General features: G+C 65.6%; 20 protein-coding genes and 1 riboswitch. Of the genes, 16 read left to right on the top strand and 4 right to left on the bottom strand.

Going from position 1 to position 23,300, the window contains the following annotated elements:
* Nucleotides 1-8: 8 nt before the first annotated feature.
* From mutM to ftsY, 3 genes are all read left to right on the top strand, one after another.
* Nucleotides 9-995: a bifunctional DNA-formamidopyrimidine glycosylase/DNA-(apurinic or apyrimidinic site) lyase gene (gene mutM / locus ACS5PJ_RS03120; protein ID WP_439433438.1), complete on the top strand. Its 987-nt coding sequence runs from the start codon at nt 9-11 to the stop codon at nt 993-995.
* Nucleotides 996-1,135: 140 nt separating this feature from the next.
* Nucleotides 1,136-4,744, top strand: coding sequence for a chromosome segregation protein SMC (gene smc, locus ACS5PJ_RS03115; RefSeq protein WP_439433437.1), 3,609 nt, complete (start codon nt 1,136-1,138; stop codon nt 4,742-4,744).
* A 55-nt stretch (nt 4,745-4,799) separates the two neighbouring features.
* A complete protein-coding gene (gene ftsY, locus ACS5PJ_RS03110) occupies nt 4,800-6,008 on the top strand; it encodes a signal recognition particle-docking protein FtsY (RefSeq protein ID WP_439433436.1) in 1,209 nt (402 codons plus the stop codon).
* Nucleotides 6,009-6,074: 66 nt separating this feature from the next.
* On the opposite strand, the gene ACS5PJ_RS03105 is transcribed toward ftsY, so the two are convergent.
* On the bottom strand, nt 6,075-7,316 hold the full coding sequence (locus ACS5PJ_RS03105) for an MFS transporter (RefSeq protein ID WP_439433435.1): 1,242 nt from the start codon (nt 7,314-7,316) through the stop codon (nt 6,075-6,077).
* A gap of 224 nt (nt 7,317-7,540) precedes the next feature.
* Between ACS5PJ_RS03105 and ACS5PJ_RS03100 the strand changes: the two genes are divergently transcribed.
* Both ACS5PJ_RS03100 and ACS5PJ_RS03095 read left to right on the top strand, forming a co-directional pair.
* Entirely contained in the window at nt 7,541-8,875 is a 1,335-nt protein-coding gene (locus ACS5PJ_RS03100) for an ammonium transporter (RefSeq protein WP_439433434.1), read from the top strand.
* Nucleotides 8,872-9,210: a P-II family nitrogen regulator gene (locus ACS5PJ_RS03095; protein ID WP_439433433.1), complete on the top strand. Its 339-nt coding sequence runs from the start codon at nt 8,872-8,874 to the stop codon at nt 9,208-9,210. Before ACS5PJ_RS03100 ends, ACS5PJ_RS03095 begins: the two co-directional genes overlap by 4 nt.
* A 98-nt stretch (nt 9,211-9,308) precedes the next feature.
* Here ACS5PJ_RS03095 and ACS5PJ_RS03090 read toward each other — a convergent pair whose 3' ends face one another.
* A complete protein-coding gene (locus ACS5PJ_RS03090; protein ID WP_439433432.1) occupies nt 9,309-10,757 on the bottom strand; it encodes a glucose-6-phosphate dehydrogenase in 1,449 nt (482 codons plus the stop codon).
* A gap of 89 nt (nt 10,758-10,846) precedes the next feature.
* Here ACS5PJ_RS03090 and ffh point away from each other — a divergent pair, with 89 nt between their 5' ends.
* Entirely contained in the window at nt 10,847-12,427 is a 1,581-nt protein-coding gene (gene ffh / locus ACS5PJ_RS03085; RefSeq protein WP_439433431.1) for a signal recognition particle protein, read from the top strand.
* A gap of 103 nt (nt 12,428-12,530) precedes the next feature.
* Nucleotides 12,531-13,265 carry an alpha/beta fold hydrolase gene (locus tag ACS5PJ_RS03080; protein ID WP_439433430.1) on the top strand — a complete coding sequence of 245 codons (735 nt, stop codon included), beginning with the start codon at nt 12,531-12,533 and terminating at the stop codon, nt 13,263-13,265.
* On the opposite strand, the gene thiC is transcribed toward ACS5PJ_RS03080, so the two are convergent.
* Nucleotides 13,248-15,074, bottom strand: coding sequence for a phosphomethylpyrimidine synthase ThiC (thiC, locus tag ACS5PJ_RS03075; protein WP_439433429.1), 1,827 nt, complete (start codon nt 15,072-15,074; stop codon nt 13,248-13,250). The genes ACS5PJ_RS03080 and thiC overlap by 18 nt on opposite strands.
* Nucleotides 15,069-15,175: riboswitch (TPP riboswitch) on the bottom strand. It overlaps the preceding gene by 6 nt.
* A gap of 19 nt (nt 15,176-15,194) precedes the next feature.
* A complete protein-coding gene (locus ACS5PJ_RS03070) occupies nt 15,195-15,923 on the bottom strand; it encodes a hypothetical protein (RefSeq protein ID WP_439433428.1) in 729 nt (242 codons plus the stop codon).
* A gap of 156 nt (nt 15,924-16,079) precedes the next feature.
* On the opposite strand from ACS5PJ_RS03070, the gene ACS5PJ_RS03065 reads away from it, so the two are divergent.
* From ACS5PJ_RS03065 to rplS, 9 genes are all read left to right on the top strand, one after another.
* A complete protein-coding gene (locus ACS5PJ_RS03065; RefSeq protein WP_439433427.1) occupies nt 16,080-18,065 on the top strand; it encodes a sensor histidine kinase in 1,986 nt (661 codons plus the stop codon).
* Nucleotides 18,056-18,757 (top strand): response regulator transcription factor, encoded by a 702-nt coding sequence (locus ACS5PJ_RS03060; RefSeq protein WP_439433426.1) that lies wholly within the window; start codon nt 18,056-18,058, stop codon nt 18,755-18,757. The genes ACS5PJ_RS03065 and ACS5PJ_RS03060 overlap by 10 nt, the downstream gene beginning before the upstream one ends.
* Nucleotides 18,758-18,833: 76 nt before the next feature.
* Entirely contained in the window at nt 18,834-19,709 is an 876-nt protein-coding gene (locus ACS5PJ_RS03055) for a VOC family protein (protein WP_439433425.1), read from the top strand.
* Between the two features lie 168 nt (nt 19,710-19,877).
* Entirely contained in the window at nt 19,878-20,315 is a 438-nt protein-coding gene (locus ACS5PJ_RS03050; protein WP_439433566.1) for a hypothetical protein, read from the top strand.
* A 194-nt stretch (nt 20,316-20,509) separates the two neighbouring features.
* Complete coding sequence (gene rpsP / locus ACS5PJ_RS03045) at nt 20,510-20,926, top strand: 30S ribosomal protein S16 (RefSeq protein WP_131682516.1); 417 nt, start codon at nt 20,510-20,512, stop codon at nt 20,924-20,926.
* Between the two features lies 1 nt (nt 20,927).
* Nucleotides 20,928-21,170 carry an RNA-binding protein gene (locus ACS5PJ_RS03040; RefSeq protein ID WP_056349097.1) on the top strand — a complete coding sequence of 81 codons (243 nt, stop codon included), beginning with the start codon at nt 20,928-20,930 and terminating at the stop codon, nt 21,168-21,170.
* Nucleotides 21,171-21,283: 113 nt separating this feature from the next.
* Entirely contained in the window at nt 21,284-21,829 is a 546-nt protein-coding gene (gene rimM, locus ACS5PJ_RS03035) for a ribosome maturation factor RimM (RefSeq protein WP_439433424.1), read from the top strand.
* Nucleotides 21,830-22,660, top strand: a complete 831-nt coding sequence (gene trmD, locus ACS5PJ_RS03030) for a tRNA (guanosine(37)-N1)-methyltransferase TrmD (protein ID WP_439433423.1) — start codon at nt 21,830-21,832, stop codon at nt 22,658-22,660. It begins immediately after the preceding gene.
* Nucleotides 22,661-22,918: 258 nt separating this feature from the next.
* On the top strand, nt 22,919-23,278 hold the full coding sequence (rplS, locus tag ACS5PJ_RS03025; protein ID WP_439433422.1) for a 50S ribosomal protein L19: 360 nt from the start codon (nt 22,919-22,921) through the stop codon (nt 23,276-23,278).
* Nucleotides 23,279-23,300 lie beyond the last annotated feature (22 nt).

Below are 23,300 nucleotides of genomic sequence, written 5' to 3'. Positions count from 1 at the left end.
GCCGCGCCATGCCTGAACTTCCGGAAGTGGAAGTGGTCCGCCGCGGGCTGGTGAGTTGGGTGCGCGGCCGGACCATCACCGGCGTCGAGGTCCTGGACCCCAGGTCCATCCGGCGCCACGCACTGGGTCTTGAGGATTTCATCGGAAACCTTCTGGGCGCCACAGTCATGGACGTGGTCCGGCGCGGCAAATTCCTGTGGCTGCCGTTGGTGGACTCCCCGGCCGCTCAGCCCCTTGGTGACCCGGCCGGCGGCAGGGTCGGCCCCGACAGCAGCCCCGCCGTCGCCCTGATGGCACACCTGGGGATGAGCGGGCAGCTACTGATGCAGGACGCAGCAGCCCCCGACGAAAAGCACCTCAAAGTCCGGCTCCAGCTCAGTCCGCGTGAGGGCATGCCGGAGCAGTTGCGGTTTGTGGACCAGCGGATCTTCGGGGGACTGTTTGTGACCGCGATGGTCCCCACGGACGACGGCGGCCCCGGCGGACTTGCTGAGACCCCCCTGCCGCTGATTGCCGGCGAAGCCGCGCATATCGCCCGCGATCCCTTGGATCCGGCCTTCTCCTTCGACCTCTTCTACCGGCGCCTTCGGAAACGAAAAACGGGACTCAAACGCGCCCTCCTGGACCAGGGCCTGGTCTCGGGAATCGGCAATATCTATGCGGATGAGGCCCTCTGGCGTGCGCAGCTGCATTATGCCCGGCCCACAGACACCCTGCGGCGGGGAGAAGCCGAACGCGTGCTGGAATGCGCCAGGGCAGTCATGCTGGACGCATTGGCTGCGGGCGGAACAAGCTTCGATTCCCTCTATGTGAACGTCAACGGCGCCTCAGGATATTTTGATCGCTCCCTGAACGCGTACGGCAGGGAGGGGCAACCCTGTGAGCGGTGCGCAGCGGCGGGAATCCACTCCACTATCCGCCGTGAGCAGTTCATGAACCGTTCCTCGCATACGTGCCCGGTCTGCCAGCCCCGTCCGCGGAACGGGCGCTTCTAGGCGCTTGAAGGTCCCTTCCCGGTGATCGCCCCCTATGGCCGTGGATGGACAGGCATCCGCAAATCCGCGGAAAACCGCCGCCGCACAGTAGATTTGGGGCAGCAGAAACAGCCTCAGCCACTCAGGAGATCAGAACCACCTTGCACCTCAAGAGCCTGACCGTCCGGGGGTTCAAGTCGTTCGCGTCCGCAACGACCTTCGACTTTGAGCCAGGCGTCACAGCCGTGGTGGGTCCGAACGGCTCCGGGAAGTCCAACGTGGTGGACGCGCTCGCCTGGGTGATGGGTGAACAGGGAGCCAAGACACTCCGCGGCGGCAAGATGGAAGACGTCATTTTCGCGGGAACCTCAGGGCGGCCGCCCCTGGGCCGGGCCCACGTCTCGCTGACCATCGACAACACCGACGGCGCCCTCCCCATCGAATACAGCGAGGTCACCATCTCGCGGACCCTGTTCCGTACGGGCGGCTCCGAATATGCGATCAACGGAGCCGGGTGCAGGCTGCTGGACATCCAGGAACTGCTCTCTGATTCCGGGCTTGGCCGGGAGATGCACGTCATTGTGGGCCAGGGGCAGTTGGACAAGGTTCTGCATGCGACCCCCGAGGACCGCCGCGGGTTCATCGAGGAAGCGGCAGGAATCCTGAAGCACCGCCGCCGGAAGGAAAAAACGGTCCGCAAACTCGAAGCGATGCAGGCCAACCTCCAGCGGCTCACCGACCTGACCGGGGAAATAAGGCGCCAGCTCACCCCGCTGGGCAAACAGGCTGAGGTGGCCCGCCGCGCCCAACGCGTCCAATTCGACGTCCGGGATGCCCGCGCCCGGCTCCTGGCCGATGACCTCGTCAGCCTTCAGAGCTCGCTTGAACGCGACGTGGCGGACGAGAAAGCGCTCAAAGCGCGGCGGCTTGCCGTGGAGCAGGAACTGGAGGACGGACGGAGACGGCTCGCTGCACTTGAGCAGCTTGCGGCCGAGGCAACGCCGCGGCTCAATGCGGCGCGGGATGCCTGGTACCGGCTCTCCGCGTCCCGCGAGCGGCTCCGCTCCCTCGGTTCCCTGGCGCAGGAGCGCAGCAGGCTCCTGGGCTCAGTGGACGCCGAGCCACCATCCGGACGTGATCCGGACCAGCTGGAGCGGCAGGCTGCGCGTGTCCGCGAAGAGCTGGCGGAGCTCGAACGCCACATCCTTGACAAGGCCAGCGCCCTTGATGCAGCAACCGCGGCCAGGACGGATGCCGAGCAGGCGTCCCTCGCAGAGGAGAAGCGGCTGACCGCGGTCCTGCGTGCCGCAGCCGACCGGCGTGAAGGCCTCGCCCGTCTTGCGGGCCAGGTGGGCGCTGCACGATCACGCGTGGAATCCGCCCAGGCCGAACTCGGCAGGCTGCGGGAGTCCCTCGCCGCAGGCTCTGAACGGAAGCGCCAGGCACAATCGGAATTTACGGCGCTGGAGACACAGGTGGCGGGCGTCGAGGAAGGGGAAGAACGCCTCGACGCCGAGTACGAGGACGCCAGCGCGGAGCTGGACGCGGCAGCCCAGGATATTGCCGGCCTCACCGCAGCGGAGGCCGGCGCGATGCGTGAACGCGATGCGCTGGCCGCCCGCCGGGACGCCCTGCAGCTGGGCCTGAACCGCAAAGACGGTGCCGGCCATGCACTGAAGGCGGGACTGGCAGGGGTCATCGGCACCTTGGCCTCAGAGCTGCGCGTTGAAGCGGGCTACGAAACAGCGGTTGCTGCGGCGTTGGGCGAGGCCTCAGAAGCCATCCTGGTCCAGAACGCGGAGACAGCCGGGGCCGTAGTGCAACTGCTGAAGGACGACGACGCCGGGCGTGCTTCGCTGCTCCTCCAATCGGCCACGCCAACCCCGGATACGGGCCGGCCACGCACGCATTCCGCCCACGCGCCGGGACAACTGCCCGACGGAGCCCGGTACGCCACGGAACTGGTCTCGGCGTCAGGGGCCACCGGGCGTGCCGTCACCGCGCTCCTCGACGGGGTCGCCGTCGTCGGGGATCCGGACGCTGCAGCCCGTCTTGTGGCGGCGAATCCTGGACTGACCGCAGTCACCCGGGCCGGGGATGTCTTTACAGCCATGACGGTCGCCGGGGGTTCCGCGAAGGCGCCATCACTGCTGGAGGTACAGGCCGCCGTCGACGACGCCGAGTCCCGGCTCCGGGACGTCACCGCCGATTTGGAGCGCAACAGGTTCGCCCTGGCTGCGGCCAGGGTCAGACGGACAGCGGCGCAGAGCCTGGCTGATGCCGCGCTGGACCGGCTGCACGAATCCGATGCCCGGCTGGCGGCAGTCGCAGAGCGGTTGGGCCACCTGAATTCGGTCCTCCGCAGCGCCGTCGGGGAGAGCGACAGGCTCGCCGCGTCGCTGGCGAAGGCCGAGGCCAACGTGGACACAGAACAGGAAGCGCTCGCCGCCGTCGCAGCCCGGTTGGCTGCGGCGCAGGAGGCACCCGCCGAAGAAGAACCTTCCACTGCCCACCGCGATGCCCTGGCGCTGGCTGCCTCCCAGGCGCGTTCGGCCGAGATGGAGGCCAGGCTCACCCTCCGCAGTGCCGAGGAACAGCTGACTGCCCACCGCAACCGTGCCTTGTCTTTGGAACGCGCCGCGGCCACCGAACGCCGTGCCAGGGAAGAAGCCGCGGAACGCGCGCGTCGCCGCCGCAGCCAGGCCAGGCGTGCGGGCGCCGTGTCGGCGGCAATAGCGCTCGCAACAGGGTTTATCGACATCTCCGTGGAGCTGGCCGCCCATGAACGCGACCTCGCCGAAGAGAACCGGGAGTTACGGGACCGCGGACTCCTCGACGCCAGGACAGAAACCACGGCCCTGGCAGCAGAGCTGGCCCGCCTGACAGATACAGTGCACCGCGACGAACTGGCCCGCACCCAGCAGCGGGCACGGATCGAAGCCCTGGAGACCCGTTCCATCGACGAACTCGGCATCACTCCTGACGTGCTGGTGGCAGACTACGGCCCGGACGTCCCTGTTCCGGTCCCGGCTGAGGAAGGCAACGACAAATGGGCCGCGCTGCGGGCACCGGTGGATGACAACGGCGCCCCCGTCCTTGAAGGCAGGCCGTTCGTGCGGGAGGAGCAGGAGAAACGGCTTCGCAAGGCCGAGCGGGACCTGTCCAGCCTGGGCCGGGTGAACCCCCTTGCCCTGGAGGAGTTCGCCGCGCTGGAGGAACGGCACCAGTTCCTGAGCACCCAGCTGGAGGACCTCAAAGCCAGCCGCAAGGATCTGCTGGACATCATCAAAGAAGTGGATGACCGGGTCCAGCGCGTCTTCGCCGAAGCCTACGAAGACACCCAGGCGCAGTTTGTCCGTGTTTTTGCCCGCCTCTTTCCCGGTGGGGAGGGGCGTCTCATCCTGACCGATCCCTCTGACATGCTGACCACCGGGATTGAGGTTGAGGCGCGCCCGGCCGGGAAGAGAATCAAGCGGCTCTCCCTGCTGTCCGGCGGCGAACGTTCCCTGACCGCCGTCGCCCTGCTGGTGGCGATCTTCAAGGCCCGGCCGTCACCGTTTTACGTGATGGACGAAGTCGAAGCTGCCCTGGATGACACCAATCTCAGCCGGCTCATCACCATCTTCGAAGAGCTCCGGGAATCCAGCCAGCTCATTGTGATCACCCACCAAAAGCGGACCATGGAAGTGGCGGACGCGCTCTACGGGGTGACCATGCGCGGAGACGGCGTGTCCACCGTCATCAGCCAGCGGCTTGGGGCTGAGGTCTAGCATCCGCGCGGGCCACCGCCCCGTACGCCTGACGCGTTTGTGAGAAGCTAGGGGAGTGAATGACATCCTCCCCATTATTCTGTCCATTGTTGCTGCCCTGGCGGTTATTGGCGGGCTGATCCCGGTCCTGTTGAAGACGCGGAAGAACATCACCCAGTACCCGGGTACGCGTGACGCCAATGATCCCGTCGCACCGCGGGGTGGCGGAACACTGCTCGAGGACGCACCCGTGGCGCCTGCCGAGCGGAAGGCCCCCGCCGGCGTCGACCTCGAGGACCTTGAGGTGACGGAGGTTCCCGACGACGCCGCCGGCCTCGAAACCATCCCGGTGGAGACGCCCCTGCCGGTGGCCGGCCGCCTCACCCGGCTGCGCGAGCGGCTGGTACGTTCCAACAACATTCTGGGCAAGGGCCTGCTCGCGCTGCTCTCGAGCGACAGGATTGACGAAGATGTCTGGGACGAGGTGGAGGAGACCCTCCTCCTGGCCGACCTCGGAACAGAACCCACCATGCAGCTGGTGGATGCCCTCCGGGAGCGCGTCAAGGTACTCGGCACCAGGACCCCCGAGCAGGTCAAGGCGCTGCTGCGTGAAGAACTCATCAAACTTGTGGATCCGACCATGGACCGCAGCCTGAATGTCACCCGCCATGCCGACAAGCCGGCGGTCATGATGGTGGTTGGCGTTAACGGGGTGGGCAAGACCACCACGGTAGGCAAGCTCGCGCGCGTCCTCGTTGCCGAGGACAAAGACGTGCTGCTTGGCGCGGCGGACACGTTCCGCGCCGCCGCCGCGGAACAGCTGGCCACGTGGGGCCAGCGGGTGGGCGTTCCCACGGTGAAGTCCGACGCCGACGGCGCCGACCCGGCCTCGGTCGCCTATGAGGCGGTGAAGGCGGGGATTGACCAGGAGGTCGACGTCGTCATGATTGACACCGCCGGCCGCCTGCAGAACAAGACAGGCCTGATGGATGAACTGGGCAAGGTCAAACGTGTCATCGAGAAGCTGGCCGAAGTCGACGAGGTACTGCTGGTGCTGGACGCCACCACCGGCCAGAACGGCCTGAACCAGGCCCGCGTCTTCGCCGAGGTGGTGAACATCACCGGCATCGTCCTGACCAAGCTCGATGGGACTGCCAAGGGCGGGATTGTGGTGGCCATCCAGAAGTCGCTCGGTGTGCCCGTCAAGCTCATCGGCCTCGGCGAGGGCGCCGATGACCTCGCTCCCTTTGACGCCGAAGGCTTCGTTGACGCGCTGCTGAACTAAGGGTCCCGTTTCCACTCAAACGAGGGGTGGGATCCCGCCGCTAAGCCCAGGCCTTGCGGCGGGATCTCACCCCTCGTTGCGTTTGAGCGGCTCTGCGGTGACGGCCCAGACCGCCGCCGCCAGCACCAGCACACCGCCCGTGATGCCGAAAGCCCAGCCGTACCCGAGCCGGTCGGCCAGGACGCCGGCCAGCACCGGTCCGGCGATCGCCCCAACGTCAGACGTCATCTGGTAAGCCGCCAGGACCCGCCCGCCGGACCGCTTGCTGCCGATGACGTCCGCGACCGCGGCCTGCTGGGCGGGGCCAAGCAGGCCTGACCCGACGCCGGCAGCGGCCGAGGCGGCCAGGAACCAGCCCAAATGACTCGTGGAACCGATGGCTGCCGTAGCGAAACCGGCAACCAGCAGACCGGCCACCATCATCGGGCGCCTCCCCAGGCTGTCCGCCAGGCGGCCCGAGACCGTCAGGGCAGCCGCGTTCCCGGCGGCGAACACGGCCAGCGCAAGGCCCGCGGCTTCCGGGCCTGAGCCCAGCGCGGCCACCGCGAACAGGGGCACGGTGGCCATCCGGACACCGAACGTGGCCCATCCGTTGGCAAAGCTGGACAGCAAGGCCGAACGGTAGGCCCCGACTCCCAGGGCGTCCGCGAACCGCATGGCCGGGCCGTGGCTGCCGGCGGAGCGAACGGCGGAAGGCACATGGCTGAGCTGGGTCTGCACCACCACAGCGGCCAGGACAAGCGCGGCCGCGTAGCCAAGGAACGGCACCCTCAGCCCGAAGCCGGCCAGCATGCCGCCCACAATCGGTCCACACACGTTTCCTATCAGGAAGGCGGATGCGTACGCCCCGGACACCCGGCCCCGGCTTTCCGGCGGTGCCAGCCTGATCACCAGCGCCATCGAAGCCACGGTGAACATCACCGAACCCACTCCGCCCAATCCCCTGAAGACCAGGAGTTGCCAGTAGTCCTGGGCGAAAGCGCATGCCGCGGTGGACGCGGCCACGATGAGGAGCCCTGCGACATAGACGGGCCGCTCGCCCAGCCTGCCGATCATCGCCCCGCCCGCCGGAGCGAACACCAGGCGCATGAAGGCGAAGATGCTCACAATCACGGCAGCGGCGGTAGCTCCGACGTCGAAGGTTGTTGCGAATTGCGGCAACACGGGCGCAACGAGCCCGAATCCCAAGGCAATCAGGAACGCTGCGGCCAACATCACCTTGATGTCCCGGGGAAGCCGCGCCCGCTCGGGACGAATAACCGCCAGGATCCTTGTTGTGACGCGGCTCACGCGGGATGGTGCCGTCATAGGAGTGGGTTCCTTGCAAAATCAGCGGCCGGGCGTCGGCGGCAATGATGAAACATAACCGTAACAAGCCGGAGATGCACCATTTACTTCCTAGAGGTTGTTGTAACAAACCCGCAATCTAAATCCTCCGCGGGCGAAACACGGCAGCGACAAACTCGAAGCAGGACGCAAAAGGCGTTGGCAGGCGGCTGGTCCGCAGAATCGATATAGGGAGGACGTGCACCATGGAACTTACCGCAGGTCACGTATGGCTTATGGTGGCGGCAGCACTCGTGCTGTTCATGACACCGGGCCTGGCATTTTTCTACGGCGGCATGACGCGCGCCAAGGCTGCGCTGAACATGATGATGATGAGCTTCATCTCCATCGGAATGGTCGGCGTCGTATGGGTTCTCTGGGGCGCTTCCATGAGCTCCGGTGATGGCTTCCTGCAGATCGTCGGGAACCCCTTCGCAACCTTTGGCCTGGAGGGCATCACGACGCCGGACGGCCTGATCAAGGTCGGTTACGCCGCCACCTTCGCCATCATCACCGTGGCACTGATCAGCGGCGCGATCGCTGACCGCGCCAAGTTCGGCGCCTGGACCGTGTTCGTGCCGGTCTGGGTCACCCTGGTCTACTGCCCCCTGGCCTACATGGTGTGGGGCGGCGGACTCTTCGGCCCCGAAGGAGCCATTGGACAGGCCCTCGGCCCGGCCATCGACTTCGCCGGCGGCACCGTAGTCCACATCAACGCCGGTGTTGCGGCCCTGGTTCTGGTACTGATCATCGGCAACCGGCGCGGCTTCGGCAAGGACCCGAACCACCGCCCGCACAACATCCCCTTCGTGATGCTTGGCGCTGCCATCCTGTGGTTCGGCTGGTTCGGCTTCAACGGCGGCGCAGCAACCACCGCTGAGCAGGGCGGCCTGATCTGGATCAACACCCTCGCCGCCCCGGCAGCTGCCATGCTGGGCTGGCTCATCACCGAACGCATCCGCGACGGCCACCCCACCTCCCTGGGCGCCGCATCCGGCGTCGTCGCCGGCCTCGTGGCCATCACCCCCGCCTGCGCCAACGTCAGCCCGGTGGGTGCCCTTGGACTCGGCGTTGTTGCCGGTGTCGCCTCGGCCCTGGCCGTGGGCCTCAAGTTCCGCTGGGGCTTCGATGACTCCCTGGATGTTGTCGGCGTGCACCTCGTCTCCGGCATCATCGGAACCGTTGCCCTGGGCTTCATCGCACTGCCCACTGATGGAGTGGGCGGCGGCCTGTTCTACGGCGGCGGCCCGGCCCAGCTGTGGGCCCAGCTGGCGGCAGCCGGCATTGCCATCGCCTACTCGGCGATCCTCACCGCGATCATCGCCTTCGCCATCCACAAGACGATGGGCTTCCGGGTCTCCCAGGAGCAGGAAGTGGTTGGAGTCGACCTCAGCCTCCACGCCGAGACGGCATACGAGTTCGGAGTGGGCGGCCACGGCGGAAGCTTCCAGCCGCTGCATGAACTGATCACCGGCAAGGGAACTTCCGAAGCTGCCAGGAAGTCAGAGTCGGCAACAGGCAAGGAAAGCGTAGAGGCATGAAACTGATCACAGCAATCGTCCGGCCGGAGAAACTTGAATCCATCCGGGAAGGCCTGGAGTCGTACGGCGTCCAGGGGCTGACGGTCAGCGCAGCCAGCGGCTATGGCCGCCAGCGCGGATACACAGAGGTCTACCGGGGAGCCGAATACAACGTGGACCTCCTGCCCAAGATCCGGGTGGAGGTGCTCGCCACCGACGAGCAGGCCGATGACATCCTGGACGTCATCATCGCCAGCTCCAACACCGGCCGGGCCGGCGACGGCAAGGTCTGGACCGTGGATGTCCACGAGGCAGTCAGGGTCCGCACCGGAGAACGCGGCGTCGCCGCCATCTAGCCCCGGACGGGATTCATCCAGGCGCAAAATCCATGCCGCCGGAAGGGCGGGCAGGGAACCTTGAAGGGTTCCCTGCCCGCCCTTTCCGTTGGAGGGGGTTAGTCTGCCTGCCCTGCGTCTGCCTGCGCTGCGTCTGCCTGCCCGGCACTTGACCGCCCGGCACTTGACCAGCCGTCGGGACCTGCGGAGCCGGCGTCGTACTCTTCCAACGGCACGGTGCCCCGCTGCCACGCCTTCAGTACGGGCTCAATGATCCGCCAGCAGTCCTCCGCCGTGTCGCCGCGCACCGACAGCAGGGGATCGCCGTTCAGGACGCCTTCAAGCACTTCGCCGTAAGGCAGCAACTCCGAAGCGCTCAGTTCGGTGTTCAACGTGACGCGGCTGAGGCTGAAGATGCTGCCGGGTCCGTTGACATCGAGGTCGAACTGGAGCGTGTCCGGTCCAAATCCGATCCGCAGCTGGTTGGGGGAATCCACTCCGGTAAAGCCGGCCGGAAGGTGGGGGACCGGACGGAACGTGATCACGGCCTCCTTGCGCTTTACGCCCAGGGCTTTGCCGGAGCGCAGAATGAAGGGAACCCCCTTCCACCGCCAGTTGTCGATTTCCACCTGGACCTCGGCTAGGGTCTCCGTGCCCCGGTCCGCATCCACCCCCGTTTCCTTCACGTAGTCCGGGACTTTCCGCCCCGCGATCGACCCCGCAGTGTAGACGGCCCGCCGGGTCGATTTCGCATACGGCGCACTGATGCTGCTGGCACGCAGCACAGTGGCGATGGCGTCCCGGAGGTCCCGTTCCCCGATGGTGGCCGGCGGCTCGATGGCTACCAGGGCCATGATCTCCAGCAAGTGGCTCTGGATCATGTCGCGCAGGGCGCCGGCATTGTCGTAATACCTCGCACGCCCTTCCAGTGCCAGGTCCTCGTCGAAGATGATCTCCACCTTTTCAACGTGCTCACGGTTCCAGACCGGCTCCAGGAAGTTGTTGGCGAAGCGCAGGCCCAGGATGTTCAGCACGGTGGCCTTGCCCAGGAAGTGGTCCACGCGGTGGATGTGGTCCTCGGGAACCAGTGCCGCAAGCGTCCGGTTCAGCGAACCTGCCGACGCCTCGCTGGAACCGAAGGGCTTCTCCATCACCAGACGCGTCCCGGCCGGAACCTGCCCCGGCTTCAGCGTTTCACAGGCGAGCTGGCTGACATGGGGCGGGAGGGCAAAGTAGACCGCTATGGGGCCGTCCAGCGCTGCCAGCAACGAGGCCAGGGCCCCGTCCGCCGTCACATCCAGCTGATGGTATTCCGTCGCCTTCGCCAAGGCTGTCAGCGCCTTTTTCCCCGTAGCACCCGCTGTCTCCGCGGCATCGGCGAAGGCATCGTGGACCCGGGCGCGCCACTTTTCCGGGGGCCAGTCATCCGAGCCTGCGCCCACCAGCCTGAGCCCTTCGGCGCGGCCTTTGGCCACCAGCCGGGCAAGGCCGGGCAGCAGCAGCCGTCCGGTCAGATCCCCGGAGGCACCCAGGATGAGCAGGGTTTTTACACTCGTTTGGCTCGTCACCTACGACAGCATGCCATCATGCAGGCCCGTCTTGGTACCCTAGATAGTCGAGTCCCACCTGTAACTCCACTGAAAGAAGTGCGCGGCGCGTGTTCAATTCACTCTCTGACCGGTTGACAGCAACCTTCAAGAATCTCCGTGGCAAGGGCCGCCTCACCGAGGCCGATGTCGATGCCACCGTACGGGAGATCCGCCGCGCCCTCCTGGATGCCGATGTTGCCGTTCCCGTGGTGCGCGAGTTCACGGCACGCGTGCGTGAGCGCGCCCTCGGGGCCGAGGTGTCGGGGGCGCTGAACCCCAGCCAGCAGATCGTGAAGATCGTCAACGAGGAACTGGTTGAGATTCTCGGCGGCGAGACCCGTCGCATCCGGATGGCCAAGACCGGACCTACCATCATCATGCTCGCCGGCCTTCAGGGTGCCGGTAAAACCACGCTCGCGGGAAAGCTCGCCAAGTGGCTGAAGTCCCAGGGCCACAGCCCCATCCTGGTGGCATGCGACCTCCAGCGCCCCAACGCCGTCACCCAGCTGCAGGTGGTCGGCAAGCGTGCCGGCGTTCCCGTCTTTGCCCCGCACCCGGGTGCTACCTCGGAACTGGAGCACCCGGCGGGTGACCCTGTCGCCGTCGCACGCTCCGGCGTCGAGGAGGCGCGGCAGAAGCTGCACGACTTCGTGATCGTGGATACCGCCGGCCGGCTCGGTGTCGATACCGAGATGATGGAGCAGGCGCGCCAGATCCGCCGCGCCATCGTTCCCAACGAAGTGCTCTTCGTCATCGATGCCATGATCGGCCAGGACGCCGTCAACACGGCCATGGCCTTTGATGAGGGCGTCAACTTCACCGGCGTCGTCCTTTCAAAGCTCGACGGCGACGCCCGCGGCGGTGCCGCGCTCTCAGTCGCGTCGGTCACCGGGAAGCCCGTCATGTTCGCGTCCACCGGCGAAGGTGTTGACGATTTCGAACTCTTCCACCCGGACCGGATGGCTTCACGCATCCTGGACATGGGCGACGTCCTGACCCTGATCGAGCAGGCGGAGAAGAACTGGGACAAGGATGAAGCTGCCCGGATGGCGAAGAAGTTCGCCGACCAGGAAGACTTCACCCTGGACGACTTCCTCTCCCAGATGCAGCAGATCCGCAACATGGGCTCCATGAAGAAGATGCTCATGATGATGCCGGGTGCGCAGAACATCCGCCAGCAGCTGGAACAGTTTGATGAGCGCGAGATCGACCGTGTCGAAGCCATCGTCCGTTCCATGACGCCGCACGAACGGGTCGCGCCGAAGATCATCAATGGCTCCCGCCGGGCGCGCATTGCCCGCGGTTCCGGCGTCCACGTGTCCGAGGTCAACGGATTGCTGGAGCGTTTCGCGCAGGCGCAGAAGATGATGAAGAAGATGGCGCAGGGCGGCGGCATGCCCGGGATGCCGGGAATGCCCGGCATGGCCGGTCCCGGCGGTGCCCGCAAGGGGGGCAAGAACGCGCCCAAGAAGAAGGCCCGTTCCGGCAACCCGGCCAAGGCGGCCCAGGAACTCAAGGACGCAGAGGCGCGGCGGGCGGGGGCGGCCAAGGCCCTGCCCACCGGCGCAGCGTTCGGCCAGCAGGGCGGCGACTTCGACCCCTCGCAGCTGAACCTGCCCAAGGGTTTCGACAAATTCCTCGGCAAGTAGCCAGGTCTCCAAAGCCCGGCATCCTGTCCCTTTGGTGGGGGCTCAGCACGGGATTCGGTGCCGCCTCCTGATGGATGTCGGCACCGTCAAATAGGGTTGGGTCATGTTCAAGCAGAGGGTAGTGTTCGTGCACGGCGCCGGGCCTTTCGGGGCGGCCGCGTGGCCGCGCCAGCACGGAATGGCGCTGGCCTACGATGCCCTGTTCCTGCGGCGCCACGGCTTCGACCCCGTCGCCGGGCCCATGGAGTCTTCCTTCACGGAGGACACCGCCATCATCCTGCGTTCGCTGGCCGATGACGGCCGCGGAGGGGCCGGCGGCCACGTTGTCGCCCATGCCCAGGGCGCCATCGCCGCCATGATGGCGGCCGTCCAACGCCCGGACCTCGTCTTTTCCCTGACGCTGGTGGAGCCGGCCTGCCTCTCGCTGACCGCTGAACTGCCTGCCACCTCAGCCCATGTTGCCCTGATGCAGCCGCTTTTTGACGTCCGGCACCAGTTGGGCGATGAAGACTTCCAGCGTGAGTTCCTACGCAGGATGTTTGCGGCGGACCTGCAGGAGCCTTCCTCCGTGGAGGAAAAACGGTCCGCCCGCCGGCTCCGGCTGCAGGTACCTGCCTGGGAAGCTCCATTGCACATAGTTCCAGGGGTCCCCACCATGGTGCTGACAGGCGGCTGGGAACCGCTCTACGAGGAAATCGCCGGCTACCTCCGGGAAACCGGTGCCGTGCACCGCGTCGCCGCGGGCGGGCACCGGCCCCAGGATTCGGCGGAAGGGGACCGCGCCATCCGGTCCTTTATCGCCGATGTCAGCAGGTCAGCGTCAGTTCAGGCGTCCTGAGGCGGCCTCACCGTCGGTTGCCGGTACCTGCAGTTCCGGCAGATAGACCTTGCCGCCGGAGGCCATGAACTCCGCACTCTTTTCCCGCATGCCGCTGTAGGCCGCCGCGATCGCTTCCTGGGAATCGGCTGAACCGTATTCGTCCCGGATGTCCTGGCTGATCCGCATCGAACAGAACTTCGGCCCGCACATGGAGCAGAAATGCGCGGTTTTTGCGGCCTCTGCGGGCAGGGTTTCGTCGTGGAACGCCTCCGCCGTGACCGGGTCCAGGGAGAGTGCGAACTGGTCGCGCCAACGGAATTCGAACCGGGCTTTGGACAGGGCATCGTCCCGTTCATGGGCGCCGGGGTGGCCCTTGGCAAGATCCGCGGCGTGCGCGGCGATCTTGTAGGTGATCACGCCGGTCTTGACATCGTCCTTGTTGGGCAGGCCCAGGTGTTCCTTCGGCGTGACATAGCAGAGCATGGCCGTGCCGTAGCGGGCGATCTCGGTGGCGCCGATGGCGGAGGTGATGTGGTCATAGCCCGGGGCGATATCGGTGACCAGGGGGCCGAGGGTGTAGAACGGGGCGCCCTTGCAGAGTTTCTGCTGCCGCTCCACGTTCTCCCGCACCAGGTGGAAGGGCACGTGCCCGGGACCTTCCACCATGACCTGGACATCGAACTCCCAGGCCCGCTGGGTGAGCTCGGCCAGGGTATCCAGCTCGGCGAACTGCGCGGCATCGTTGGCGTCCGCCGTCGCTCCCGGACGCAGGCCGTCGCCCAACGAGAATGCGACGTCGTACTTGGCAAAGATTTCGCAGAGTTCGTCGAAGTGGGTGTACAGGAAGTTCTCCTGATGGTGCGCCAGGCACCAGCCGGCCATGATGGAGCCGCCGCGGGACACGATGCCGGTGACGCGGTTGGCCGTCAGGGGAACATAGCGCAGCAGCACGCCGGCATGGATGGTCATATAGTCCACGCCCTGTTCGCATTGCTCTATCACCGTGTCCCGGAAGATTTCCCAGGTCAGTGCGTTGGCTTCGCCGTTGACCTTCTCCAGGGCCTGGTAGATGGGCACGGTACCGATCGGCACGGGTGCGTTGCGGATGATCCACTCGCGGGTTGTGTGGATGTCCTCGCCGGTGGAGAGATCCATCACCGTGTCCGCGCCCCACCGGGTGGCCCACTGCAGCTTGTCCACCTCGGTGGCGATGGAACTGGTGACCGCTGAGTTGCCGATGTTCGCATTGATTTTCACCAGGAAAGCTTTGCCAATGATCATCGGCTCGGATTCCGGGTGATTGATATTGCTGGGGATGATGGCACGTCCGGCTGCCACCTCGCTCCGGACAAGCTCCGCGTCGCAGTTCTCCCGCAGTGCAACAAACCTCATCTCCGGAGTGATGATGCCCGCCCTGGCATAGTGCATCTGGGTCACCGTCCTGCCTTCGACGGCGCGGCGGGGAACCGGCCGCGTGCCTTTCCACTCCGAGGACGCGGCCCCCCGGCGGACGGCCGAGCGGCCGTCGTCGAGCAGGTTCCGCTTGCGGCCTGAATAGGGCTCCGTGTCATGCCGCCCCTCAATCCAGGAGGATCTGAAGGGCTCCAGGCCGACGACGGGATCACTGCCGGGGCCCGCCGTGCGGTACACCTGCAAAGGGGTGTTGGCTTCGCCGTTGGGCGAGGGGTCCAAGGCAATCTCGGTGACGGGGACCCGGATGCCATTGTCCGGATCCTCAAGGTACGCCAAGGAATGGGATTTCAGTGACGCGGTGTTGTTGATTGCCCCGGCGTGGACAGGGCTGTGCTGTGTTTCGGTGGTGCTCAAGGGATACTCACTTCCTTCGCCGGCATTACCCGGACAGGTTCAACGGTCGCAGGCAGCGTCAGCCTGATCTCAGCCCATGCAGGGCCCCCGTGTGGTCGTAGACGAAGCTACCACAGCCAGCTAGGCCCTGGAGACCGGCGGCAGGTCCCAGTCATCGTCTGCTACGCGTAGGATGGCCAGCGACACCATGAGGCATGCGAACGTCGTCAGTCCCCAGCCAAGGGTGACATCCAGCCAGCGGTTCGGGATGACTACCGCGGCGATGAAATGAAATGGCTGCGACACGATGAGGGCGATGGCCACCCACCAGCGGACCAGTCCTGATCGGCCAAGGGCGATCCCCGCGAGGATCATGCCGGCGATGTGCCCGACCAGCCAGCCGAAACCTGTCACCGCCGCTATGGGCGCCCCGAGCAGGACGTCCGTGACCCCCACGATCTGCTCGGTTCCGATACCGACTGCAGCCATGGCATGGATCGATGCTTCCGAGTTTCCTGCGGCGTTCCAGTTGGCAAATGCCAGGAAGCTCAAGGCCGCTCCCAGGGTTGCCAGTACGGGGGAATGGCGCCTCGCGACAAATCCCAAGGCCAGGACCCCGGCGAGCATCGCAGGATAGGTCGCCAGCCCCAGCCAGGCGATGCCGGCCGAGGTTTCCGGATGCGCGATGGTGCTTTCGATGATCTGGCGGCCGTCCATATCCGTCCAGAAGGGCATCACTGCCCGTCCCACGGTGATGCCCAGGGGGCCAAGGGGAATGAGCACGGCTATCAGGAGACGCCAGAAGCGGCGCAGATCGCGGGCCTTCCTTCCAGTTGTTTTGCTCTCAATTCGGGCTGCTGCAGTGGACATATTCCTGCCTTTCGTTGTTCCGGGACACCCGATCGGCATCCCGGCTTCATCCCAGAGTGAACGTCGTCCGGCATGTGCGGATCGCGGCTGGCGCGGGACTTTTCCTCCGTGCCACCACTGATGCCCGTGGTCATGGGACGGGCATACACTGAGCCTGTGTTGTGGCCCCGGCTCGCTTCGTTTGCCATTGCGGCAGTCACCGTCGCAGCCTTGGTCGCGGGACTCGCCGGACTGTCCCGCATCACGGACCCGCAACAGCTGACGGCAATCCTCATCCGCATGAGCGCTGGCGTGCCTGCGCTGCTGCTTGGGCTCCTGGTGGCGGGCCGACGCCCGGCAAACCCTGTGTCTGCATTCCTTTGCCTGGCCGGCGCCAGCGCCATTGCCGTCGGAAGCATGGACGCGTACCTCGCGGCGGCGGCCCGGAGCGGCAGCACTTTGCCGGTCAGTGGCCACCTCGTGGCGCTGACGGAGGGGGCGTGGATGATGTTCTTTTTGCCCTGGGCGTGGATCCTGCTGGTGTTCCCGGACGGCAGGCTTCAGGACCGGTTCGACAGGGTGCTGGCGTGGGTTCTACCGGCTATAGTTGTGGCGTTTAATGTGCTGGCGGCGTACGCTCCGGACCCTCCGGAGCGGGCATATCCGCTAACGGAGCCCGCTTTTCCGCAGTCCGAAGCCGCCGGAATGGCTGCCGCTGCCCTGCTTCCCCTTTTCCTGGCTGCACTCATTGCCAGCGCCATCTCCCCGCTGCGCCGGTACAGAAAAGCGAACGATCCCGAACGCGAGCAGTTGCGTTTTCTGACCCTTGCTTCAGCAGCGGTGCCGGCAACCCTCCTCCTCGGCTGGTTCGGCTATCTCCTGCTGGGTAACGAAGCAATCGTCATCACCGGGATTGCCTTCCTCTACGCAGCGCTGCCCGCCGCCATCGCAGCGCCAATCCTGCGGCGCACCCTTTATGACGCCAACCGCGCCCTGATCCGGTCCACGAGCCACGTCTTCATGGCGGTTGCCGTGGCGGCCGTGGTCCTCGCGGCGGCTTCCCTTGCGGGGAACAGCGAAGGGAACGCCAGGACCCTGGTCGTGGCGGTGGCCACCGCCGGCGCAGTGCTGCTGCTTCTGCCCGTGCGTGGCGTCGTCGAACGCAGGCTCGGCCAATGGCTTTTTCCCGCAAGGGAGCGTGCTCTTGAAGCCATCAACGGACTCCTCCAGAGGATCCACGACGGTACCTCGCAACCTGAAGACCTTGAGTCTGTGCTGCGCCGCGCCGTCCGGGATCCCGGCCTGCGCATTGGATACAGGCTGCCAGGTGAAGCTTTGTATCTCGACGCAGAGGGGATGGCCCTGCAATCTTCAGCCGGACACGCGCGGATTGAACTGGGCGGCGAGGCTATTGGCATGGTGGCGCCGGGAGCAGGCCAACGTGCACCGGGAGCAGACGTGCTCGCTGTCATCGCGCATCCGGCGGAGCTGGCCCGGCTCAGGCTCCAGTTGGCATCCGCGCTGCGCGAGGTTGAGGCCAGCCGGGAACGCCTTGTGAGGTCCAATTATGTAGAGCGGCGCCGGCTTGAGCGGGACCTTCACGACGGCGCCCAGCAGAGGCTGGTGGCAATCGGTATGTCGCTGCGGCTTCTTCAGCGGCATCTGGGGCCAGGAGATGCCGGCGTGATGACTGCCCTGGAAGAGGCGGTCAGCGAACTTGGCACTGCCGTTGCGGAATTACGGCAGCTGGCCCACGGCATCAGGCCAGGGAGCCTGGACGACGGACTGGAGGCAGCGCTGACCCATCTCACAAGCCTCCTTCCGGTTCCGATCGTCCTCGAGCTGCCGCCGGGCGCGGCGACGGGCCATGGTCTTCCCGAGCTTTCAGATGCCGTCACCTCCACGGCCTACTTTGTCGCAAGCGAGGCGCTCGCAAACGCCGTCAAGCACGCAGACGGCGCCAGCATCGCCCTGCGCCTGGCGAGGACCAGCGACTGCGTCAGTATCCGGATCAGCGACGATGGAGGAGGAGGCGCCATAGCCCATCATGGCGGCGGGCTTGCCGGACTTGCGGACCGGGTCAGCGCCGTCGGCGGCGCACTCACCGTGGTCAGCCCGGCCGGTCAGGGCACCCTGGTGGAGGCGGTGCTCCCGTGCGGATAGTGATCGGGGAAGATTCCGTCCTGTTCCGCGAAGGCCTTGCGCGGCTTTTGGCAGATGCCGGCCACGACATTGTGCGCACCGCCTCGACAGCCCCGCAAGCCATCACTGCAGTCCGCGACACGCTGCCGGACCTCACCATCCTGGATCTGCGCATGCCTCCGGATCTCACTGACGACGGGGCGCGTGCAGCTTCAGCCCTGAGGGACGAGTTTCCACTGATGGGAATCCTCATGCTTTCCCAGCATGTAGAGACCAGGCATTCGCTGAACCTGGTCTCCCGGGGCAGGTTCGGTTACCTGCTCAAGGACAGGGTCCTGGACATCAACGATTTCCTGGACACGCTCGAGCGCATCCGTGCCGGCGGATCAGCGCTGGATTCAGAGGTCGTCGCACGGCTCCTGGGTGCGAAGCGGTTGGATTCCAGGCTGGAACGGCTCACTCCGCGGGAAGCCGACGTCCTGGCCCTCATGGCCGAAGGGCGGACAAACGCCGGCATAGCGGACCGGCTCTGGCTGACGGAACGGACAGTGGAGACCCATGTGAGCAGCATCCTGGCCAAACTGGAACTGGGCGCCACCGGCCATGACCATCGCAGGGTCCTCGCCGTCATCGCTTTCCTTGAACACCGGACGGTGCCGCTGCAGCGGGGATCCGGGTCAGAGCGGCCGGTAGACACGCGCGGAATCACTTGAATTAAATTGAAGCTTCAAGTAAATTAGGAACATAGAGGCCTTCGACCCCGAAGACCACGGGATAGGGGAGTTTTTCATGACTGCAGAAGCGACCAGCCAGGATCTCCTTCCTGCCGACCTCACCATGGGTACTGTGATGCTCAAGGTGGGCGACATGAAGCTGATGACCGACTACTACCAGCGCGCACTTGGCCTGGAGGTCGTTGCCGAGCAGGATGGCGGCGTCTACCTTGGCCGGCTCCAGCGCCCCCTGGTCCACCTTGCCGCCGCTCCGGCGCTGCATCTGCCCGGCAGGGGCGAGGCCGGCCTCTTCCACACCGCACTTCTCTTCGAAAACCGCGCCGCGCTGGCCGCAACAGTGGCCACTGCCGCCCGGTATGAACCCCGGTCCTTCACCGGCAGCGCCGACCACCTGGTCAGTGAGGCCTTCTATTTCAATGACCCTGAGGGCAACGGCATTGAACTCTACTGGGACCGGCCCCGGGAAAACTGGTCCTGGGAGGGCACGGATGTGGTGATGGACAGCCTCGCCCTGCCGCCGCAGCGCTATCTTGAGCAGCACCTGACCGAGGAATCCCTGGAAGGTCAGCGCGGGGCCGGCGCCGGCGTCGGTCACGTCCACCTCCAGGTTGGCGATGTCCACTCGGCCCACAAGTTCTATGTGGAAACCCTGGGCTTCGAAAAGACCGCGGGCTGGCACGGGCAGGCATTGTTTGTCTCTGCCGGCCGGTACCACCACCATATGGCCATGAATGTCTGGAACAGTCGTGGAGCCGGCCCCCGCAAGGACACCCTTGGCCTCGGCGAGGTCCTCATCGAAGTCCCTTCGGGTGACGACGTCGGGGCGCTCGCCGACCGTCTCAAGGCATCCGGCGTGTCCTCCCACCACACCGGCGCGGAACTGCGTTTTGAAGACCCGTGGCGCAACAGGATCCGCGTCGCCGTGCGCTGAACCCGGCCTTTCAGGAGGTGGGTCGCAGGACATGCGTCCCGGGGATATGCATCCCGGATATGCCTCCTGGCGCGTGGCGGAGCATGTACTAGGCTGATTCCGAACGGCCGGGGTGGCACCAACGCTTCCCGACAGTGCCGCACCGTCGACGGAATGAGGGCTGTTCCCATGGGCTTCACGGAAATATTTGTAGCTACCCACGACGCCGCGCTGAAGCGCGCCGGGATCCTTGACGCCGGAGGTTCGCCGGAAAGTCCGGCCCTGCGAATTCCGGGAGTCAGTGACTTCGAGATCGAGCAGCTGGGTGACCTCGCCGGCGCCGCAGTCCACGCCGGCGGTGAAGGCTACGAACTCGCCATGGTTGATGTTTCCAGCGACTCACTTCTCGGTGTCCCGCCGGCCATGGTGCGGGCTCTCGCGGACCTGCTCACTTACGAAACCGAGGGCGAAGGCAATGTCCTTGAGGACGTCGCCGACGAGTGGGCTGCCCAGGACGACATGCCCTTTGGCGCGGCGGATGCCCGCAAATATGTACATCAGCTCGCGGAGCTTGCGGGCTCGATCGATGACGCGGAGCGCAACGGAGTGTATGTCTGGTCCTCCTAGAGTGCCGGCGGATGCCCGATCAGCACGTGTCAAGTCGAAATCCGGACGCTGATCTGGCACAATAAACAGGTACTCGATCTGCGTGGCCCCTCTCTCCGCGTCCGGATCCTGTCCTTCGAACCCTCAAGTATGGCCCGCCCCACGGGTGCAGAACGTCGGTTCACCCCCTTTCTGAAACAGGAGTGACCACAAAAGTGGCCGTAAAGATTCGCCTTAAGCGCTTTGGCAAGATGCGCGCCCCGTACTACCGCATCGTCGTCATGGACGCACGCTCCAAGCGTGACGGCCGTGCCATCGAAGAAATCGGCAAGTACCACCCCACCGAAGAGCCCTCATACATCGAGGTCGACACGGACCGTGCCCAGTACTGGCTCGGCGTCGGCGCACAGCCGTCCGAGCAGGTTGCCGCGATCCTCAAGATCACCGGTGACTGGCAGAAGTTCAAGGGCCTCCCGGGCCAGGAAGGCACCCTGAAGACCAAAGCTCCGAAGGCTGCCTTCGTTGCCCCGGAAAAGGGTTCCGTGATCATCCCGGAAGCCATCACCAAGAAGGCAAAGCAGTCTGACGCAGCCGAGGCCCCCGCCGAAGCAGAGACCACCGAGGCTGAGTAAATTGCTGGCAGAGGCGCTCGAACACCTGGTCCGGGGAATCGTTGATTCCCCGGAAGACGTCAAGGTCAGCTCGAAGAACAACCGCCGCGGGGACACCCTCGAGGTCCGTGTTCATCAGGATGACCTGGGACGGGTGATCGGCCGCCAGGGCCGCACCGCACGTGCATTGCGCACCGTTGTGGCGGCACTGGCAGACGGCGAACCGGTAAGGGTCGACGTCGTCGATACCGACCGCCGCCGCTAAGCGCCCGGCAGTATCAGTTTTTTGCTCCGGCCCTTCCACCAGCAACGGTGGAGGGGCCGGAGTGCTTTGACAACAAATACGGTGGGTAGTCCCACAACCGGACAGGGGAACAGATGCAGCTTCAGGTGGCACGAATCGGAAAACCGCACGGAATCCGCGGGGAAGTAACAGTCCAGGTGCTGACGGACGCCCCGGAGGACCGGTTTGTTCCGGGCACCGAGTTCGTGGTGGAGCCGGCATCGGCCGGCCCGCTGACCGTTGACAGTGCCCGCTGGAACAAAGACATCCTCCTGCTCGGGTTCGCCGGTATTGAAACCCGCAACCAGGCGGAGACGCTGCGCGGGGCCAAGCTGTTCATCGAGACTGAAGAGCTGGAAGAGGACGACGACGAGGGCTGGTACGAGCACGAGCTCGTGGGACTCGAGGCGCGGGTTGGCTCCCAGGTGGTTGGCAAGGTTGCCGCCCTGCACACCATGCCGGTCCAGGACCTCCTGGTCATTGAAGGCGCAGACGGCAAGGAAATCCTCGTCCCGTTCGTGGAACAGATCGTTCCGGAAGTCAACGTAGCCGGCGGGTTTGTCCTGCTGACGCCCCCGGATGGCCTGTTTGAGATCAACTCCGACGACGCCGGGTCCGGCGAACCGGAGGGCAACGCGTAGATGAGAATCGACGTCGTCAGTATTTTCCCCGAATACCTGGCGCCCTTGGAGCTGTCCCTCATCGGCAAGGCCCGCCAGGATGGACTGCTGGACCTGCACGTCCATGATCTCCGCCACTTCACCACCGACAAACACCGCACGGTGGACGACACGCCCTACGGTGGCGGGGCCGGCATGGTCATGAAGGCTGAGCCATGGGCCCAGGCGCTGACGGCGGTGGCAGAAGCCAATGCGGGCAACGCAGCAAAGCCGGTGCTGATCGTCCCGTCGCCCGCGGGGGAGCGCTTCACCCAGGCGCTGGCACATGAGCTGGCCGAAGAGGACCAGCTGGTGTTCGCCTGCGGACGCTACGAGGGAATCGACGAGCGTGTCATCGAATGGGCCGAAGAGCACTTCACCGTCCGCCCCATGAGCCTGGGTGACTATGTGCTCAATGGCGGCGAGGTGGCGGTCCTTGCCATGGTGGAAGCCATCGGCAGGCTGCTGCCCGGTGTCGTCGGAAACCCGGAATCCCTGGTGGAGGAATCGCATTCGGACGGACTGCTGGAATACCCGGTCTACACCAAGCCCTCCACCTGGCGTGAGCGCGATGTGCCCGCCGTGCTGCTGAGCGGCAACCACGGCAAGATCGCGCAGTGGCGCCGCCACGAGCAGTACCGGCGGACGGCGGAGCGCCGTCCCGACCTCCTGGAAACGTTCGACGCCGGGAAACTGCCGCGTGCCGACCGCACCGCTTTGGCGGATCTGGGGTACGACGTCGTGGACGGTCATCTCCGTGCCCGCCCAGGCTCCGGGACTGACGAGGACGCCGGAACCGGCGCCTCGGCCTGAAGCACTGCCCCTGCCTCAACCGGCGGGGTGGGTCGGCGGCGATTGGCTGTCGGCGCGCGAGTGTGGCAAAATTAGTCCTTGTGTCTGCTGGGTCCGCACCTGCTACAGGGGGAGCGCAACCAACAGCTGGACAACCCGGTACTTTCAACCAGTGAAGGAACCGGACCCACTTAACTTTCGGCGGTAATTTCCGGTACCCCGGGCTTGCCCGCCGTGACCCAAAGTGAATGACCTGTGGCGTTCACCAGGAGTGCAATTATGCATATTCTCGATTCAGTAGATGCAGCTTCGCTGCGCACCGATGTTCCCGAGTTCCGCGCGGGTGACACCCTCAAGGTTCACGTGAACATCATCGAAGGCAAGAACTCCCGTGTCCAGGTGTTCCAGGGCTTCGTCCTGGGCCGCCACGGCGATGGCCTTCGCGAAACCTTCACCGTCCGCAAGGTCTCCTTCGGTGTCGGTGTGGAGCGTACCTTCCCGGTTCACTCCCCGATCATCGACAAGATCGAGGTCGTCTCCAAGGGTGACGTGCGCCGCGCCAAGCTTTACTACATGCGCGAACTGCGCGGCAAGGCTGCCAAGATCAAGGAAAAGCGCGACTTCCACACCGCCAAGTAGGTCCCTCAGGACTTATCAAGCA

It is taken from the genome of Pseudarthrobacter cremeus (assembly GCF_051857465.1).
Lineage (GTDB): Bacteria > Actinomycetota > Actinomycetes > Actinomycetales > Micrococcaceae > Arthrobacter.
This window is presented reverse-complemented; position numbering and strand designations above follow the sequence as displayed.